The organism is Lelliottia wanjuensis (genome assembly GCF_030238365.1).
In the GTDB taxonomy this organism is placed as follows: domain Bacteria; phylum Pseudomonadota; class Gammaproteobacteria; order Enterobacterales; family Enterobacteriaceae; genus Enterobacter; species Enterobacter wanjuensis.
The window spans coordinates 127,001-143,265 of sequence record NZ_JASSOT010000063.1 but is presented as its reverse complement, the minus strand read 5'-3'; the positions used below and the strand labels follow the sequence as shown (position 1 = coordinate 143,265).

General features: G+C 54.7%; 14 protein-coding genes. 7 read left to right on the top strand and 7 right to left on the bottom strand.

Going from position 1 to position 16,265, the window contains the following annotated elements; all coding sequences use genetic code 11:
- The first annotated feature begins 4 nt into the window (after nucleotides 1–4).
- Nucleotides 5–424, top strand: a complete 420-nt coding sequence (locus tag QQF33_RS14475) for a DUF2778 domain-containing protein (RefSeq protein ID WP_285149554.1) — start codon at nucleotides 5–7, stop codon at nucleotides 422–424.
- 1,060 nt (nucleotides 425–1,484) lie between these two features.
- On the opposite strand, the gene QQF33_RS14470 is transcribed toward QQF33_RS14475, so the two are convergent.
- Nucleotides 1,485–2,426 carry a VirK/YbjX family protein gene (locus QQF33_RS14470; protein WP_390888428.1) on the bottom strand — a complete coding sequence of 314 codons (942 nt, stop codon included), beginning with the start codon at nucleotides 2,424–2,426 and terminating at the stop codon, nucleotides 1,485–1,487.
- A gap of 168 nt (nucleotides 2,427–2,594) precedes the next feature.
- Between QQF33_RS14470 and pphA the strand changes: the two genes are divergently transcribed.
- Nucleotides 2,595–3,239, top strand: a complete 645-nt coding sequence (gene pphA / locus QQF33_RS14465; RefSeq protein WP_285149579.1) for a protein-serine/threonine phosphatase — start codon at nucleotides 2,595–2,597, stop codon at nucleotides 3,237–3,239.
- Here the strand turns inward: pphA and QQF33_RS14460 are convergent, their stop codons facing one another.
- The 5 genes from QQF33_RS14460 to yebS form a co-directional block, all read right to left on the bottom strand.
- A complete protein-coding gene (locus QQF33_RS14460) occupies nucleotides 3,240–3,431 on the bottom strand; it encodes a YdfD/YebW family protein (RefSeq protein ID WP_282494632.1) in 192 nt (63 codons plus the stop codon).
- A 105-nt stretch (nucleotides 3,432–3,536) separates the two neighbouring features.
- Nucleotides 3,537–3,776, bottom strand: a complete 240-nt coding sequence (locus QQF33_RS14455) for a YebV family protein (RefSeq protein WP_095282365.1) — start codon at nucleotides 3,774–3,776, stop codon at nucleotides 3,537–3,539.
- Nucleotides 3,777–3,880: 104 nt separating this feature from the next.
- Nucleotides 3,881–5,323 carry a 16S rRNA (cytosine(1407)-C(5))-methyltransferase RsmF gene (rsmF, locus tag QQF33_RS14450; protein ID WP_285149555.1) on the bottom strand — a complete coding sequence of 481 codons (1,443 nt, stop codon included), beginning with the start codon at nucleotides 5,321–5,323 and terminating at the stop codon, nucleotides 3,881–3,883.
- Between the two features lie 75 nt (nucleotides 5,324–5,398).
- The gene (locus QQF33_RS14445; RefSeq protein WP_285155839.1) at nucleotides 5,399–8,032 is read right to left on the bottom strand and encodes a PqiB family protein; all 2,634 of its coding nucleotides are present in this window, start codon (nucleotides 8,030–8,032) and stop codon (nucleotides 5,399–5,401) included.
- A complete protein-coding gene (gene yebS / locus QQF33_RS14440) occupies nucleotides 8,001–9,284 on the bottom strand; it encodes a membrane integrity lipid transport subunit YebS (RefSeq protein ID WP_285144270.1) in 1,284 nt (427 codons plus the stop codon). The genes QQF33_RS14445 and yebS overlap by 32 nt, the downstream gene beginning before the upstream one ends.
- 131 nt (nucleotides 9,285–9,415) lie before the next feature.
- Between yebS and QQF33_RS14435 the strand changes: the two genes are divergently transcribed.
- The 4 genes from QQF33_RS14435 to htpX all read left to right on the top strand — a co-directional run bounded on the left by QQF33_RS14435 (nucleotide 9,416) and on the right by htpX (nucleotide 13,841).
- Entirely contained in the window at nucleotides 9,416–9,913 is a 498-nt protein-coding gene (locus QQF33_RS14435; RefSeq protein WP_282494628.1) for a GAF domain-containing protein, read from the top strand.
- 97 nt (nucleotides 9,914–10,010) lie between these two features.
- On the top strand, nucleotides 10,011–10,697 hold the full coding sequence (gene proQ / locus QQF33_RS14430; protein WP_282494627.1) for an RNA chaperone ProQ: 687 nt from the start codon (nucleotides 10,011–10,013) through the stop codon (nucleotides 10,695–10,697).
- Nucleotides 10,698–10,716: 19 nt separating this feature from the next.
- The gene (gene prc / locus QQF33_RS14425; protein WP_282494626.1) at nucleotides 10,717–12,765 is read left to right on the top strand and encodes a carboxy terminal-processing peptidase; all 2,049 of its coding nucleotides are present in this window, start codon (nucleotides 10,717–10,719) and stop codon (nucleotides 12,763–12,765) included.
- Nucleotides 12,766–12,959: 194 nt separating this feature from the next.
- The gene (gene htpX, locus QQF33_RS14420; protein ID WP_095282358.1) at nucleotides 12,960–13,841 is read left to right on the top strand and encodes a protease HtpX; all 882 of its coding nucleotides are present in this window, start codon (nucleotides 12,960–12,962) and stop codon (nucleotides 13,839–13,841) included.
- 53 nt (nucleotides 13,842–13,894) lie between these two features.
- On the opposite strand, the gene QQF33_RS14415 is transcribed toward htpX, so the two are convergent.
- Nucleotides 13,895–15,268, bottom strand: a complete 1,374-nt coding sequence (locus QQF33_RS14415; protein WP_285149556.1) for an MFS transporter — start codon at nucleotides 15,266–15,268, stop codon at nucleotides 13,895–13,897.
- A 178-nt stretch (nucleotides 15,269–15,446) separates the two neighbouring features.
- Here QQF33_RS14415 and kdgR point away from each other — a divergent pair, with 178 nt between their 5' ends.
- Entirely contained in the window at nucleotides 15,447–16,238 is a 792-nt protein-coding gene (gene kdgR / locus QQF33_RS14410) for a DNA-binding transcriptional regulator KdgR (RefSeq protein WP_285144273.1), read from the top strand.
- Nucleotides 16,239–16,265: the final 27 nt, after the last annotated feature.

Genomic DNA, 16,265 nt, shown 5'->3' with positions numbered 1-16,265 from the left:
GGGAGTGGGAAACTTTCCCGCATTTTCAGGTCAGCTATTTGGGCGCAATAACGTGACAATGGCTGGCAGAAAGGAAATTGGCCCAATCCCCCCGGGTCGCTACTTTATTTTAAGTAGGCAAAGCGGTGGCCGGTTGGGCGCAATAACTGATTTCGGCCTGAAAAATTTCTGTGGCACAGACCGTTCTACATGGTTCGCTCTTTATAAAGAGGACTGGCAGATAGACGACGCAGTTTTTGTCGAGGGTGTTAAACGCTCTAGTTTTAGATTGCATCCGATTGGCCCGCGCGGGTTGAGTGAAGGGTGTATAACGCTTTGCAGCTTGTCAGATTTTGACTATTTGCGGGAAGCATTGCTAAACACGACGATGATGCCAGTTCCCTGTACGAGCTTTAAAGCACATGGAACGATAACCGTAACATGAGAACATTTTTGATATTTCTACTGAGTCTTTTCATAGCCATTATCATGTTTGCCGGTATATCAGCGGTGTGGTTTTACAATGTCCCTTTGTCGTGGATTTATGTGATTAAGGATATTTTTTCATTATCAGGGGATGAGGACACGCTCGATCTGCTACTGATATCGGGTTGGTTTGTTGCCGCAATACCTGCGCTGATTACATTAATCTGCTCTTATCGGCAACTACGATGACGTCGATTCATTTGTATTTTAAGCTTTGATCCCGCCGGGGCTTTTTCGTATCTGGCCCGCCAAATAGTGCTCTCATTGTGTGTCCCGCGGGGCACCTATTTAAGGCCGCTGATAGGTCTTTTTTGTGCCTGTTCCCCGTTTTCCTCTCCTGGACGGTCGGTTTTTTTTATTCCATACTCCCGCCCGTGTTGGTGCTTTTTTTCTGCCTGCAGGCGTGGAGCGCTTTATGCCACCACCGATTCAGATCCCGGATGACACTTCACATAACTACGTTTAATCGTGTGTAATGTTGAGGGATCCTACTTACGCTGATTAATTCAGCACCTATGATTTCATCCTTGTGGAGATTTGTTAGTAATCGCCGAACTATCAATCCCGAGGCATACAATGCGCTTTCGCAAGCAATATTCGAAGTTGAGAAATTTCATATTGGATAGGGGAACATCACGGGATAGAGAGGATGCCATCTCAGAATATTGGCGGGTTGCAGCTGTTCATGTCATACCACCTGATTCCGAGTTTGTAGACATATTCGAGAGGAAAGTCTATTACTGGCTATCTCCAGAGCAGTACAGCAGAGAGGATGTGTTAGGACATGACATGTCGCTGTTGATTGTCCTGCCTACTTGGGAATGATGATTTCGAGTTGTTCCTTGTTCACTGTATTTCTCTTTGGGTAAAACCTTTGTTGTACCACGCAACTTGATATCAATTATTCTTCTTAGTCACAGATAAAGAAACAAATCCTACCTTAATCTGGCAGGCGAAAGTCCAGTGCTTTTTGGCGGTTTTGTTAAATTTTTGTGTGGTGGCGGATGCCACCACCTCGGTTAAAAGCGGGCCTTAATCCCTTCGGCGATTTCATCCAGCAGGCCAAAACGGCGGCGGTATTCGGCGCGTTTTTTACTGGCGATTTCCTCAAGCGATTTACGTTCCATCTGTAACGGCAGCTGCCAGCGGAAGCGGGAGATTTTCTGGCCTTCGATGGAGGCCCAGAATTCATCATAGCTGGCGTGGAAATGGCGGCCTTTGCTCAGGCGATAGCGCAGGGCGCGGAAGACGTGGCCTTCATCGCTGACGGCGTAAATGGCTTTGATATCGCTGTGGGCAGCAAGGTTAAAAATTACCTCCATCAGCACGCGTTTTGGGAACAGGCCATGGCAGGCGCGGGTCGCTTTCTTGATCGTTTCGCGCGTCACGCCGCGACGGGGACCCTGCAGCCCGCCGATGACTAACGCCGAATGATCGCCTTCCGGCACGACGCTGAAGGTCACACTCGCCAGCAGCGTCTCTTCTTCATCGCGCAGCCAAAGAGTGCTTTCACCTTCGCGCTCTGCTTTGCTGGCGGACGAGGCATAGACGGCGTAACGCGCGTCATCCTTCGCCTGGAAATGGACGATCGGCTGTGCGACGGGATGGGTAAGGGCATTGGCCAGACTGGTATCCGGCAGGGCATCGAGCCACTCATAGTGGCGAACAACTGCCTCGGCGCGCTGGTTGGAATTGATACCGCGCGTCAGATACTGACGATGGGTTTTGCTCGGCAGCGTGACCTGAGCGGCCAGCAGGCGGTCAAAATCAGCGCGATGGGCCAGCGCGCTCAGCATGCGATTTGTCGAAGACCAGAACAGCAAAGAGCGCAGAAAGAACTTAATTCGATAGTCGCGCTTTTTCCAGATTGGCCCAGGGATAAGCTGACCGTTCGTCAGTGCGGAAATAATATTGGCAGGCTGTGCTTCTGGCATATCAATTTGCAGGCTGGTATTCGACACGATGATGACCTCATTAGAATTCTGAATCTATTCTAAGGGGCGGAACGCGTCGATTTAAGAGCGGCTAAACCTTTATTCCTGCTTCGTTTAATGATGATTGAAGTTAGCAACATCATCGAGCCAGATCCTGATAAATGTGTATTAGCTATACTTCTTCATGGAGGGGCTATGTACCAGATTCTTGAAGGTCATCAATGGCGTCACGTCTGGGTTGTGAGCGACATTCACGGTTGCTGGCAACGGCTGATGGATGAATTAAAACGCCTTCATTTTAATCCCTATCAGGATTTGCTTATTTCCGTGGGGGACCTGATCGATCGCGGCCCGGACAGCGTGAAATGTTTAGCGCTGATGCAGGAAAATTGGTTTCGCGCCGTGCGCGGGAATCATGAACAAATGGCGCTGGATGCGCTCAGTAATAATGATTTTGCACTCTGGACGATGAACGGCGGAATTTGGTTTTCTCGCCTGACGAACCCGCAGAAATTAGATGCGATGGCGCTGCTCGAAGCCTGTCGGCAATTACCCTATATTATTGAAATCACCTGTGCCAACGGGCTCAACGTGATTGCTCACGCCGATTACCCCTCTGAAAGCTATGAACGGGATAAGCCCGTCAGCCGCAGCCGCGTGCTGTGGGAGCGGGGGAGACTCAGCCATCTGATGAGCGGTCGCGGCGAGGGGATTTCCGGTGCGGACCATTTCTGGTTCGGGCATACGCCGCTCAATACGCGTTTTGACTTCGGGAATTTACATTACATCGACACCGGCGCCGTGTTTGGCGGCACCTTCACCCTCGCGCAACTCCAGTAGCTAAAAGTCACTGTATTCCTGAGCCGGGGTCCAGAAGCTGTCGATAAACTCCTCGACCGGGTAGCAGCCGCCGTGGCGAATGCGCTGCTCTTTTTTGGAGGCAACACACTGCATTTCGCTGTTATAGACATCAATCACGATGTCATCGCAGCCGCCGTCCAGATAACAAACAAAGAGTACCAGTGCGAACATCTCATCCTCTGATCTGGCGATCCGAATGATTAGTGTAGGGGAGGATTTATCGCAGGGGAAATTGAGGGCATAAATAACCCGCCTTCGGGCGGGTTCTTTTTGGAATCAGGCAAGGCGCATGACCCAGGCATCGGACTTCTGATCGTAATGTTCACGGTATAGCACGGAATGTTCGCCATCCAGGATCGCCGGAATGCTGGTATCAGCGTCCCAGGCATCGAGCTGCATACATAAATCCGGATCGGATTTACAGGGGATGGTTAACGTTCGATCGCCCTGATTATCGCCGCGCAACTCCGCATCGTCGATCTCAAAAGCGCCAATACGCACGCTGGTTTTCGTCATAATGCTCTCCGCAGTTTTGCTTAAAATCTGGTACGACCAGTGTGATCGCCCATTTTTCAGCGTAGTGCAGGAGAGCAAAAGCGCCAGTGAAAATGTGCTGTTTTTTATTCGCTGAGATCGTTACCGGTAAACAGGCGACCATCGCGAACCAGTTCGCGCGGGTAGCTGTTCTTCAGACGTGAGCCGACTTTCTTCGCCAGGCCCAGCGAGAAGCCCTGATAGGTGACGATCATTTCGTCTGCCGGTGGCGTGGCTTCCGGGTACACATCGCGGCCGCGATACCACTCTTCCGCCTCTTTATGCGTCAGGGCAAAGGTATTTTCATTCCCCGCCAGGGCAATGACCGCTTCATGCTGCCAGCGATAGCCTTTGTTGTGCACTTCCGCCAGGCGCATACCGATGCGGGAGAAACGGACTTTGCCGATGAGAGGCTCGATCTCGACCGGGAAGAGCCAGATCTCTTTGTCGCGCTGCCACAGGCGCAGATTGTCGTCCCAGTGAAGGCCGACTTTATTTGCGGCTTCGGTGACCTGCGCGGTTTCGCGTCCTTTCAGGGGGGAGAACGGGAAGTTGCCGACTTTAAATTTCGGGGCCGGTAAAGCGTCAATGGCGGCCGTTTTACGCAGGCGCGCGACAAAGAAGCCTTCGCAGTCAAAAATTTGCGGGAAAACGTGAAGGAAACCTTCCGCCGTCAGGGCCTCTTTTGCGCCGTCGAACAGTCTGTCCAGTGCCACGAATTCGACGGCCTGCGGGTATTGCTCTTTCAGCCACAGACAGACGGATTCGTTCTCATCGCGGTTCAGGGTGCAGGTGGAGTAAATCAGCGTCCCGCCCGGGCGCAGGGCGTGAAACGCGCTGTCGATGAGCTCACGCTGGGTGGCGGCAATCTCAAGGTTGCTGGCGACAGACCAGTTTTTAAGGGCATCGGGATCTTTACGCACCACGCCTTCGCCTGAACACGGAGCATCCAGCAGGATCGCATCGAAAGATTCCGGTACCGCAGCGCCAAAGACTCGGCCATCGAAGTGAGTCAGGGCAACGTTGCTGATCCCGCAGCGGCTGATGTTGGCATGCAGGACTTTCACCCGGCTTGCGGAAAATTCATTGGCCAGAATGGCACCCTGATTGCCCATCCGCGCGGCGATCTGTGTGGTTTTCGAGCCGGGCGCGGCGGCCACGTCCATCACCCGCGCAGGCTGATTGTTATCGGCGAACAGCGCGGCAACGGGCAGCATTGAGCTCGCTTCCTGAATGTAAAACAGCCCGCTCAGGTGCTCGGCGGTACTTCCCAGCGGCAGGGCATCTTCGTCATCGCGCTCAATCCAGAAACCTTCCGCACACCACGGGACGGGCGTCAGCTGCCAGCGGTAGGGCGACACCAGCGTCAGGAAATCGGCGACGCTGACTTTGAGCGTATTCACGCGAATGCTGCGGCGTAACGGGCGCTGGCAGGCGGCGATAAAATCATCCATCGAGAGATGAGCGGGAAGTGCCTCGCGCATCTGCGCCAGGAATTCGTCAGGAAGAAACACGGAGTTTTGAGCCACGGGCGTACCACAGGGAGTAGATAAGGCGCGCAGTGTACCATAAAGGCTCCGGTGCGTTGACACCGGAGCGTTCGATTAACGTGGCAGGGCGGTGCCCCATTCACGCCACTCTTTCGGTTCGCTTTCGAGCAACAGGAAGTGTTTGCCCGGCTGCGCTTTCGGGGCGAGTGGCGTGCCTGGAGGCGTCGCAAAGGCGATGCCGCCGCGGATGAACTGGTTAAAGGTCCCGGTTTTCACCACGCCGCCTGTCAGGCCGAAATCAAGGGAATACCCCGAGGCCAGCCAGAAGACGGAGTTGTTACGCACCAGATGCTGATAGCGCTCGCTGATCCGAAGCCCTACCATCACGCGATCCGACAGCGTACCCAGCGTCAGCCCGGTCACGGTACCGACCTCAATGCCGCGGAACAACACAGGCGTGCCGATACTCATGGAACCCGCTTCCGGCACTTCCACCACAATGCTCAGGCCATCGAGATAGCGGGAGTCCGTGATGGTCGCTTCCTGCAGCTCAAAGTCGCGGCGCGCGTTGCCGTTGCCCGGTTCGACGTTGATGTACGGCTGCAGGATGGTGTCGAGATGCTCAACGCCGGCGGCAGAAATCTGCGGCGTTACCACCGAGAAGCGCGTTCCGGTGCGGGCAAAGTTCTGCATGTATTCCGGATAAAGCACCGCCGTGGCCTGGACTTCATTGCGGGCAGTAATCAGCGTCAGCTTCTGGATCTGCCCGATATCAATGCCCAGGTAGCGAATCGGCATCCCTTCTGCGAGTTTGCCCGCGTCGAAGGCGTGGAGCGTAATCTGGCCGCCGACCGCGCGTGCGGCGGTTTCCGACGGATAGAGCACGCGTTTATCGCCTTTGCGCTGGTTCGCGCCTGCACCGCTTAAGTTATCAAAGCTGATCGCCCCACGCAGCGCGCGGGAAAGGGGAGAGGCCTGCACGGTCAGTCCGCTGCCGTTAAGCTGCACTTTCGCGCCGCCTTCGGCCCAGAAGACGCTGTTGGCGGTGAGTAAATTGCGATACTCCGGTTTGATATGCAGTTCGATATCAAAGGCGTCGGCGCGCGGACGCACGGTGATCACTTCGCCCACTTCGAATTTGCGGTACAGCACCACCGAACCGGCCTGCACGTCTGGCAGAGTGTCAGCGCGCAGCGTCAGGGTGGTGGTCGGCATATCGCTCAGGCTGTTTTCAATCGCTTTTTCCAGGTTGGCGTACAGCGGATAGCTGTCGCGCATCTCGCCTTTCTGGCCCGGCAGAATACGAATGCCGCCGTTGATCCATTCGCTGGCGCTGGCTCCGAGGAACTCGACGCCGTCGAGACCGACTTTGACGTCGACCCGGCTGTTGACCACAAACTTGCTGTCGCCATGCACCAGGTCACGGTATTGCGGATCGACCGCGACGGAGAAAGTGACGCCTTTTTCGGTCAGTTTGCGCTCCAGCACCTGGCCGACCTGTACGCCGTGCAGAATCAGCGGCTGTCCGGCTTCAATGCCGTAACTCTCTGGTGCGGTCAGGGTCAGGGTCATCACGCCAGGTTTTTGCAGTAAGGCTTTATCTGCGGGCGCGATAACAAAGTTGCTGTTGGGCTGGCCTTCGCCTGGGATCAGCTCAAAGGTGCTGCCCGTCAGCAGGCTGCTGATGCTGGCATCACTCAGTGAAATTTTCGGATTGCGCAGTTCGATACGCGTTTTTTCACGCAGAAGATCGACGACGCTCGGGTCGACGGTCATTTCGCCGGTCACCGAGCCGCCCGGGTTCAGCGTCAGTTTGGTGAGCTGCCCGACCTGCAAACCCTGGTACATCAATGGCGTCGAACCGGCGTTAAGTCCTTTGGCATCCGCCAGGGCCAGTTTGACGATCACGCCGCGCTGGCTGTGGGCCAGATCGGCATACAGGCCGAAGTTGTCGTCGGCGGCGGCGGTGTCCGAATTCTCCGGGGAATCGAAGGCGATCGCGCCATTGACCAGCGCGGCCAGGCTTTCGAGCTTCACTTTCGCACCGCTGAAACTGACGTCGGCATCCACGCCCGAGACATTCCAGAAGCGACTGCCTTTTTTCACCAGACCGGTGAAGCGGCGTTCGATCAGCACGTCAATGGTGACGCCCTGTTTGTTGGGGTTAATGGCGTAGTCATAGACGCGACCGACCGGGATTTTGCGGAAATAGACCACCGAGCCGCTGCTCAGGGAACCTAAGTCCGGCGAATGCAGATGGATCATCAGATCGCCATTGTTCAGCCGGTATTTGGGCTGGGTGTCCAGGGCGGTGAAATGGTCCTGCGGTTCGCCTTTCCCGGGCATCATGCCGATATAGTTCCCGCCGACCAGCGCGTCCAGCCCGGAAACGCCCGCCAGAGAGGCTTTCGGCGTCACCAGCCAGAACTGGGTTTCGCTGCGCAGGGCATCCTGCATATCGGCTTTAATACTGGCGCGAACCTGAATTTTGTTCAGATCCTTGCCGAGCCGGATATCCTCGACCGTTCCCACTTCGACGCCCTGGAAGCGCACGGGGGTTCGCCCCGCGACGATGCCGTCCGCCGTCTGGAAGTCAATGGTGATGGTATTGCCGCGATCCTGATAGCTCGTCCAGATAAGCCAGCCCGCAATCATCAAAGCGATGACGGGCAGCAACCAGAATGGCGAAATGCGGCGTTTTGTTTTAATTCTCGCTTCAGTCGTCGAAGCGGGCGTTTCCTGACTCATGTGCATCCCAAAGTAAGCGGCTATCCAGCCATTCCACTGCAAGAATAGTCAATATCACCGCAGAGCCGAAATAAAAAGCCGCGGGTCCCATAGTAAAAGCGAGCAACTGATCGCGATTGATCAGCGACATCATTAACGAAATAACGAACAGATCCAGCATCGACCAGCGGCCAATCCACGTGACAAACCGCAGGAGCAGGATGCGGGTGCGTAACCCTTGCTCACATTTAAATTGAATGCTGATGAGCAGGGTGAACATGACGATGACTTTGGTGAAGGGCACCAGAATACTGGCTATAAACACCACCCCCGCCACGGCGAAGTTACTGCTCGCCAGCGACACAATACCTGACATGATAGTGTCTTCCTGCCGCGCACCGTTAACGTAAATGATCGAAATCGGTAACAGGTTGGCGGGCAGAAGGAAAACGATCGAGGCAATCAGCGCGGCCCAGCACTTTTGCAGGCTCTGTTTACGCCGCAAACGTAACGGAATGTGGCAGCGCGGACAGCGACCACGCGCGTCCGGCAGGCCGGTAAAATGGCAGCCGAGGCAGGCGCGCAGATTCGGGTCGGGCCGCGTCGCCGGGCGCTGCGGGTAAAAGCGCTCCCAGAGCTGTTCCACGTTCAGATGGATCAGCGTCATGATGCTGAGTAACACCAGCGCGACAAAGGCAAACAGGCCGATGCCGGGCTGTAAGAACGCGTAATCCTGCACCTTAATCGACGCCACGCCGATGCCGACCAGATAGATATCCAGCATCACCCACTCCTTGAGCTTCTCCAGCATCAGCAGAACCGGGCGCAAGTTCATGCCCAGAATATTGCCGAACCAGAGATAGGCGATAGCGGCGACCAGTACCATTGGCGCGCCGACGGTGCAAAACAGCACCATTGCGCCGGTCAACGGATCGCCCTGTCGGGTCATCTGCCAAATCCCCATCAGCAGGTTGGCGTCGATGCGCACCCCCAGCAGATATAACTTGAGCAGCGGTTCGCCCCAGGCAAAGGGCATGAGCAGGAGCATGGTGACGGCCATCGCCGCCAGACGGGTCAATGACCAGTCGCGTCCATCGCGAATTTTGGCGTCACAGCGCGGGCAATACGCGCTCTGATGCGATTTCATCTTCGGCAACATAAAAAGCGTATCGCACTGCGGACAACGCTGATAATGTGCACGAGGTAGCGCATCGCTGACCGAGTGGACAGTGATCTTTTTTGCCGGCGTAATTCTTGGAGTATTGAGTGCCATCAGTCGCGCATTAAAGGATTAATTAACGTTATATTAACTCATCTTGGGATTCATCTTGAGAATGAGCGCATTTAATGTTTATTTTAATAGGCTATGCTCTATTTTTTGTACGACAACCAAGTGATTGATTAATGAACAAAACAGAATTCTACGCGGATTTGAACCGCGATTTCCAGGCATTGATGACAGGTGAGACCAGTTTTTTAGCTACGCTGGCAAATACCAGCGCGCTGCTGTTTGAGCGTCTGTCGGATGTGAACTGGGCTGGTTTCTACCTGCTGGAAGGGGATACGCTGGTTCTCGGGCCATTCCAGGGCAAGCTTGCCTGCGTGCGGATCCCGGTGGGACGCGGCGTGTGCGGGACTGCGGTGGCGCAAAATCAGGTTCAGCGCGTTGAAGATGTGCATGCCTTCGACGGACACATTGCGTGCGATTCGGCGAGTAACTCCGAAATCGTCCTGCCGCTGACCGTAAAAAATCAGATTATTGGCGTACTGGATATCGACAGCACGGTCTTCGGACGCTTTAGCGCCGAGGACGAACAAGGGCTGCGTGAACTGGTCGCTAATCTGGAAAACGTATTAAACGCGACCGATTATCAAAAATTCTTTGCGAGCGTCGCAGGATAATCAACGGATAACGTAGCATTTACGGATGACGTCATTATAATGTCGCCTGTTCATGCCTGCGGCTAGTTGGCAACGTCCGTTGTAATCAGGAAATTTCATGGAAAATCAACCTAAGTTGAACAGTAGTAAAGAAGTCATTGCCTTTCTGGCTGAGCGTTTCCCACAGTGTTTCACTGCTGAAGGCGAAGCTCGTCCCCTGAAAATTGGTATTTTTCAGGATCTGGTAGCGCGCGTTGAGGGTGAGATGAGTCTCAGCAAAACCCAACTGCGTTCTGCCTTACGTCTTTATACTTCAAGCTGGCGTTACCTTTACGGTATCAAGCTGGGCGCGACCCGTGTCGATCTCGACGGCAACCCTTGCGGTGAGCTGGACGAGCAGCACGTTGAGCACGCACGCAAGCAGCTTGAAGAAGCCAAAGCGCGTGTTCAGGCACAGCGTGCTGAGCAGCAGGCGAAAAAACGCGAAGCTGCTGCAGCAAATGGTCAAGAAGAAGCGCCGCGCCGTGAGCGCAAACCGCGTCCTGCTCCACGTCGTAGTGAGAACAGCGATCGCAAACCGCGTGCTGATAAACCAGCCGCTAAAGCACAGCGTGCGCCTCGCGAAGAACAACGCCACACTCCGGTTTCTGACATCAACGCGCTGAGCGTCGGTCAGGCTCTGAAGGTGAAAGCGGGTAACAATGCGATGGATGCCACCGTACTCGAAATCACCAAAGATGGCGTTCGTGTACAGCTGACGTCTGGCATGTCAATGATTGTACGCGCAGAACACCTGGTGTTCTGAAACGGAGGCCAAGCCTGGCATGAACACTCTTTTTAGGATCACCGCGCTGGCTGGCCTGTTTGCAATAACAGGCCACGCTTTCGCAGTGGACGATATTACGCGTGCCGATCAAATTCCGCTGTTAAAGGAAGAGACTCAGCACGCGACGGTCAGTGAGCGCGTCACCTCGCGCTTCACCCGTTCACATTATCGTCAGTTCGATCTCGATCAGGCCTTTTCGGCCAAAATTTTCGATCGCTATCTGAACCTGCTGGACTACAGCCACAACGTGCTGTTGGCCAGCGATATCGAACAGTTCGCGAAGCGTAAAACCGAAGTCGGCGATGAGCTGCGCAGCGGTAAACTCGATCTGTTCTACGATCTCTACAACCTTTCCCAGAAGCGCCGTTTTGAACGCTATCAATACGCGCTGAAAGTGCTGGAACGTCCGATGGACTTCACCGGCAACGACAACTTTAATCTCGACCGCAGCAAAGCCCCCTGGCCGAAAGATGAAGCCGAGCTGAATGCGCTGTGGGACGGCAAAGTGAAGTTCGATGAGCTGAGCCTTAAACTCACCGGTAAAGATGAGAAAGAGATTCGCGAAACGCTGACCCGTCGTTATAAATCAGCGATTCGCCGTCTGGCACAGACTAACAGTGAAGACGTGTTCTCTCTGGCGATGACCGCCTTTGCTCACGAAATCGACCCGCATACCAACTACCTTTCCCCACGTAACACCGAACAGTTCAATACCGAGATGAGCTTGTCTCTGGAAGGGATTGGCGCGGTGCTGCAAATGGATGAAGACTACACGGTCATCAACTCCATGGTGGCAGGCGGCCCTGCGTCGAAAAGCAAAGCGATTAGCGTCGGCGATCGTATCGTCGGTGTCGGTCAGACAGGTCAGGGCATGGTCGACGTGATCGGCTGGCGTCTTGACGATGTCGTCGCACAGATCAAAGGCCCGAAAGGCAGCAAGGTTCGCCTTGAGATTTTGCCTGCGGGTAAAGGGACGAAAACCCGTATCGTGACCCTGACGCGTGAGCGTATTCGTCTGGAAGATCGCGCGGTGAAAATGTCCGTGAAAACCGTCGGCAAAGAAAAAGTCGGCGTGCTCGATATTCCTGGCTTCTATGTCGGCCTGACAGACGATGTGAAAGTGCAGCTACAGAAGCTTGAAAAGCAGAATGTCAGCAGCGTGATCATCGATCTGCGTACCAACGGCGGTGGGGCACTGACCGAAGCGGTTTCGCTTTCGGGTCTGTTTATCCCGTCTGGCCCGGTGGTTCAGGTGCGTGATAACAACGGCAAAGTGCGTGAAGATGCCGATACGGACGGTGTGGTTTACTACAAAGGTCCGCTGGTGGTGCTGGTGGATCGCTTTAGCGCCTCCGCATCAGAAATCTTCGCGGCTGCGATGCAGGACTATGGTCGTGCGCTGATCGTCGGTGAACCGACCTTCGGTAAAGGCACGGTGCAACAGTACCGCTCCCTGAACCGTATTTACGATCAGATGCTGCGCCCTGAGTGGCCTGCGCTGGGCTCTGTCCAGTACACCATTCAGAAGTTCTATCGCGTGAACGGCGGCAGTACGCAGCGTAAAGGCGTGACGCCGGACATCATGATGCCGACCGGCACCGAAGAGACGGAAACAGGCGAGAAGTTCGAGGATAACGCGTTGCCGTGGGACAGCATTAATGCTGCCACCTTCGTGAAATCCGGCGACATGACCCAGTTCGGTCCGGAATTGCTGAAAGCCCATAACGACCGTATCGCTAAAGATCCGGAATTCCAGTACATCATGAAGGACATTGCGCGTTTTAATGCCCTGAAAGATAAGCGGAATATTGTTTCTCTCAACTTTGCTCAGCGTGAGAAAGAGAACGAAGAAGACGATGCAACCCGCCTGGCGCGCATCAACGATCGTTTCAAACGTGAAGGCAAACCGCTGCTGAAGAAACTGGAAGATCTGCCGAAGGATTACCAGGAGCCAGATCCGTATCTGGACGAGACGGTACATATCGCTCTCGACCTGGCAAACCAGGAAAAGAGTAAACCGGCTGCACAACCCGCTCCGGTGAAATAACACCCCCGACAGGCACAAGAAATTGTGCCTGTTTTTTTTAGTTCTGCATCCTCCCGTCAGCAAGCTCATAAACAATGTAAAGTTGTGTCTTTCTGGTGACTTACGCCCCTCGAATCCTTGAAAATAGCCACAATACCCATACGATGTGGGTAATCGCATAGTGCGTTTTGTTAAACAGAGGTTAAAAGAAAATTATGATGCGAATCGCGCTTTTCCTGGTCACCAACCTTGCGGTCATGGTGGTATTCGGGCTTGTGCTAAGCCTGACAGGGATCCAATCAAGCAGCGTTCAAGGCCTGCTGATTATGGCGCTGCTGTTCGGTTTTGGTGGATCGTTTATCTCGCTGCTGATGTCGAAGTGGATGGCGTTGAAATCAGTCGGTGGCGAAGTCATTGAGCAGCCACGTAACGATATGGAACAGTGGCTGATGAACACCGTGGCTCAACAATCGCGCCAGGCGGGTATCGCTATGCCGCAGGTGGCGATTTATCACGCGCCGGACATTAACGCCTTTGCGACCGGTGCGCGTCGTGATGCCTCGCTGGTCGCGGTCAGTACCGGTCTGTTGCAGAACATGAGCCGTGATGAAGCAGAAGCCGTCATCGCGCATGAAATCAGCCACATTGCCAACGGCGACATGGTGACCATGACCCTGATTCAGGGTGTGGTTAACACCTTCGTTATCTTTATCTCGCGTATTCTGGCGCAGATTGCCGCAGGCTTTATGGGCGGTAACCGTGATGACGGGGAAGAGAGCAACGGCAACCCGCTGATCTATTTCGCGGTCGCCACGGTGCTGGAACTGGTGTTTGGTATTCTGGCAAGCATCATTACCATGTGGTTCTCCCGTCACCGTGAGTTCCATGCGGATGCGGGTTCAGCAAAACTGGTCGGTCGCGAGAAGATGATTGCTGCACTGCAGCGTCTGAAAACCAGCTACGAGCCGCAGGAAGCAACCAGCATGATGGCATTTTGCATCAACGGTAAATCAAAATCCCTGAGTGAACTGTTTATGACCCACCCGCCGCTCGATAAACGTATCGAAGCGCTGCGCAGCGGGGAATACATCAAGTAATCAGGCAGTAAGAAAAAGCAGCCGGGTTGAGCAGAAATGCCGCCCGGCTTTTTTTATGCCTCGACGCGAGGCTGCGTGACGCGCAGGCCGCTGATGACGGCGGCGAGGGTGGCAAGCGTCCCGGCGGTGAACAGCGCGACATGCGTGCCGTTTTGCCCGGCGACGTTAAACATCAGCGCCACCAGCGCAGCCCCTGAACTTTGCCCTAACAGACGCGCGGTGCCCAGCATTCCGCTGGCGCCACCGCTGCGATGACGCGGAGCGGCGGTGATGATGGTGTGATTATTCGGCGACTGGAACAGGCCAAAACCAGCCCCACACAGGATCATGCGCCAGATAATATCCAGATCCGTCGGGGCTGTCGGCAGCATGGCCAGCGCGAACAGCCCGGTCGCCATCACCACCAGACCCAACGCCCCCAGTAATCCCGCGTGAACCCGCTCGATGAGATACCCGGCAAGGGGCGCCATCACCATGGTAGCCAGCGGCCACGGGGTGAGCAGTAAACCGGTTTCGACTTCAGTGCGTCCAATCACGCCCTGCAAGAAGAAGGGCAGGGAGACCAGGGCCAGCATCTGGGCGCAGAAAGAACAGATGGATGTGCCAATCGACAGGGAAAAGAGTGGAATACGCAGCAGATCGACGGGCAACAGCGGGGTGGGGAGTGCCAGCTGGCGGCGAACGAAAAAGAAGCCGATGATCAGCATGGCGACAATCTCCGCGCCAATCAGCGTCAGCGATTGCCCCTGAGCAAACCCGCTTAGCGCCGTGATCAGCAAACCAAAGGTCAGGGCATTCATCACCGCGCTCGGTAAATCGAAGCGCGGCATAGAGCTTTTCGCACTGTTCTCAGGCAGATAGCGCAGGGCAAACAGCAGGGAGATAATCCCCAGCGGGACGTTAATCAGGAACAGCCACTGCCAGGAGGCAACGGAAAGTATGGCCGCCGCGATGGTCGGCCCTGCGGCAGACGACACCGCGACAATAAATGAGTTAATCCCCATCCCGCGCCCAAGTTGACGCTGCGGGTAGATCAGACGTATCAGTGCCGTATTCACGCTCATCAGCGCCGCGCCCCCAAACCCCTGAGCGATACGCGCGAACGTCAGGGTGTGCAGCGAATCAGACAGCGCACAGAAAAGAGATGTGACCGTAAAGACAACCAGCCCGCACTGATAGACGCGGCGATAGCCAAACATATCGCCGAGAAACGAGAAAGAAAGCAAAGAGACGACGATAGCAATCTGGTAGGCATTGACCACCCAAATGGAGCTGGCCGGAGAGGCGTGCAGGTCGCTGGCGATAGTCGGCAGGGCGACGTTGGCGATGGCGCCGTCGAGTACCGCCATTGAAATACCGATGATTATGGTGGCGATTGCGCCGTATCGCTGCGGCAATGGCAAGCCATCAGAGGATTGTTTTTCCATGGGAAATGAAACGCTCGGGGAGATATTATTATCAGACTAGCTAGTTTAGCATCGTTATTTCGGTTTTATGTCGCAGATTTGTAACGAAGTAAACGCAGATCGATTGCAGCATGACGGTCACGAATTTATAATAAAAACCGGTTCTGATTTTTATAAAACACTCGCAATGAGGTGATAAATGGCAATCGCAGATTTGGATAAGCAGCCAGATTCTGTTTCTTCCGTGCTGAAGGTGTTTGGCATCTTACAGGCGCTGGGTGAAGAGCGCGAAATTGGTATTACAGAGTTGTCGCAGCGTGTGATGATGTCAAAAAGCACCGTTTATCGCTTTCTGCAAACCATGAAATCCCTGGGCTATGTCGCACAGGAAGGCGAATCTGAGAAATACTCTCTGACCCTGAAGCTGTTCGAACTCGGGGCTCGCGCGCTGCAAAACGTTGATCTCATTCGCAGCGCCGATATTCAGATGCGCGAGCTGTCGCGTTTGACGAAAGAGACCGTCCACCTGGGCGCGCTGGATGAAGACAGCATCGTCTACATCCACAAAATCGATTCCATGTACAACCTCCGCATGTACTCCCGCATTGGTCGTCGCAACCCGCTGTACAGCACCGCCATCGGTAAAGTGCTGTTGGCGTGGCGCGATCGCGAGGAAGTGAAAGAGATCCTCGAAGGCGTGGAGTATAAACGCAGCACCGAGCGCACCATTACCAGCACTGATGAGTTGCTGACGGTGCTCGATCAGGTGCGTGAGCAGGGCTACGGGGAAGATAATCAGGAGCAGGAAGAAGGGTTACGTTGCATCGGGGTTCCGGTGTTTGACCGTTTTGGCGTTGTCATCGCCGGTCTGAGCATCTCCTTCCCGACGCTGCGCTTCTCGGAAGAGCGTCTGCACGAATATGTCGCTATGCTGCATACCGCAGCACGCAAGATTTCTGAACAGATGGGCTACAACGACTATCCGTTCTGAAATCAGCAATAAAAAACGCCGCTGAGA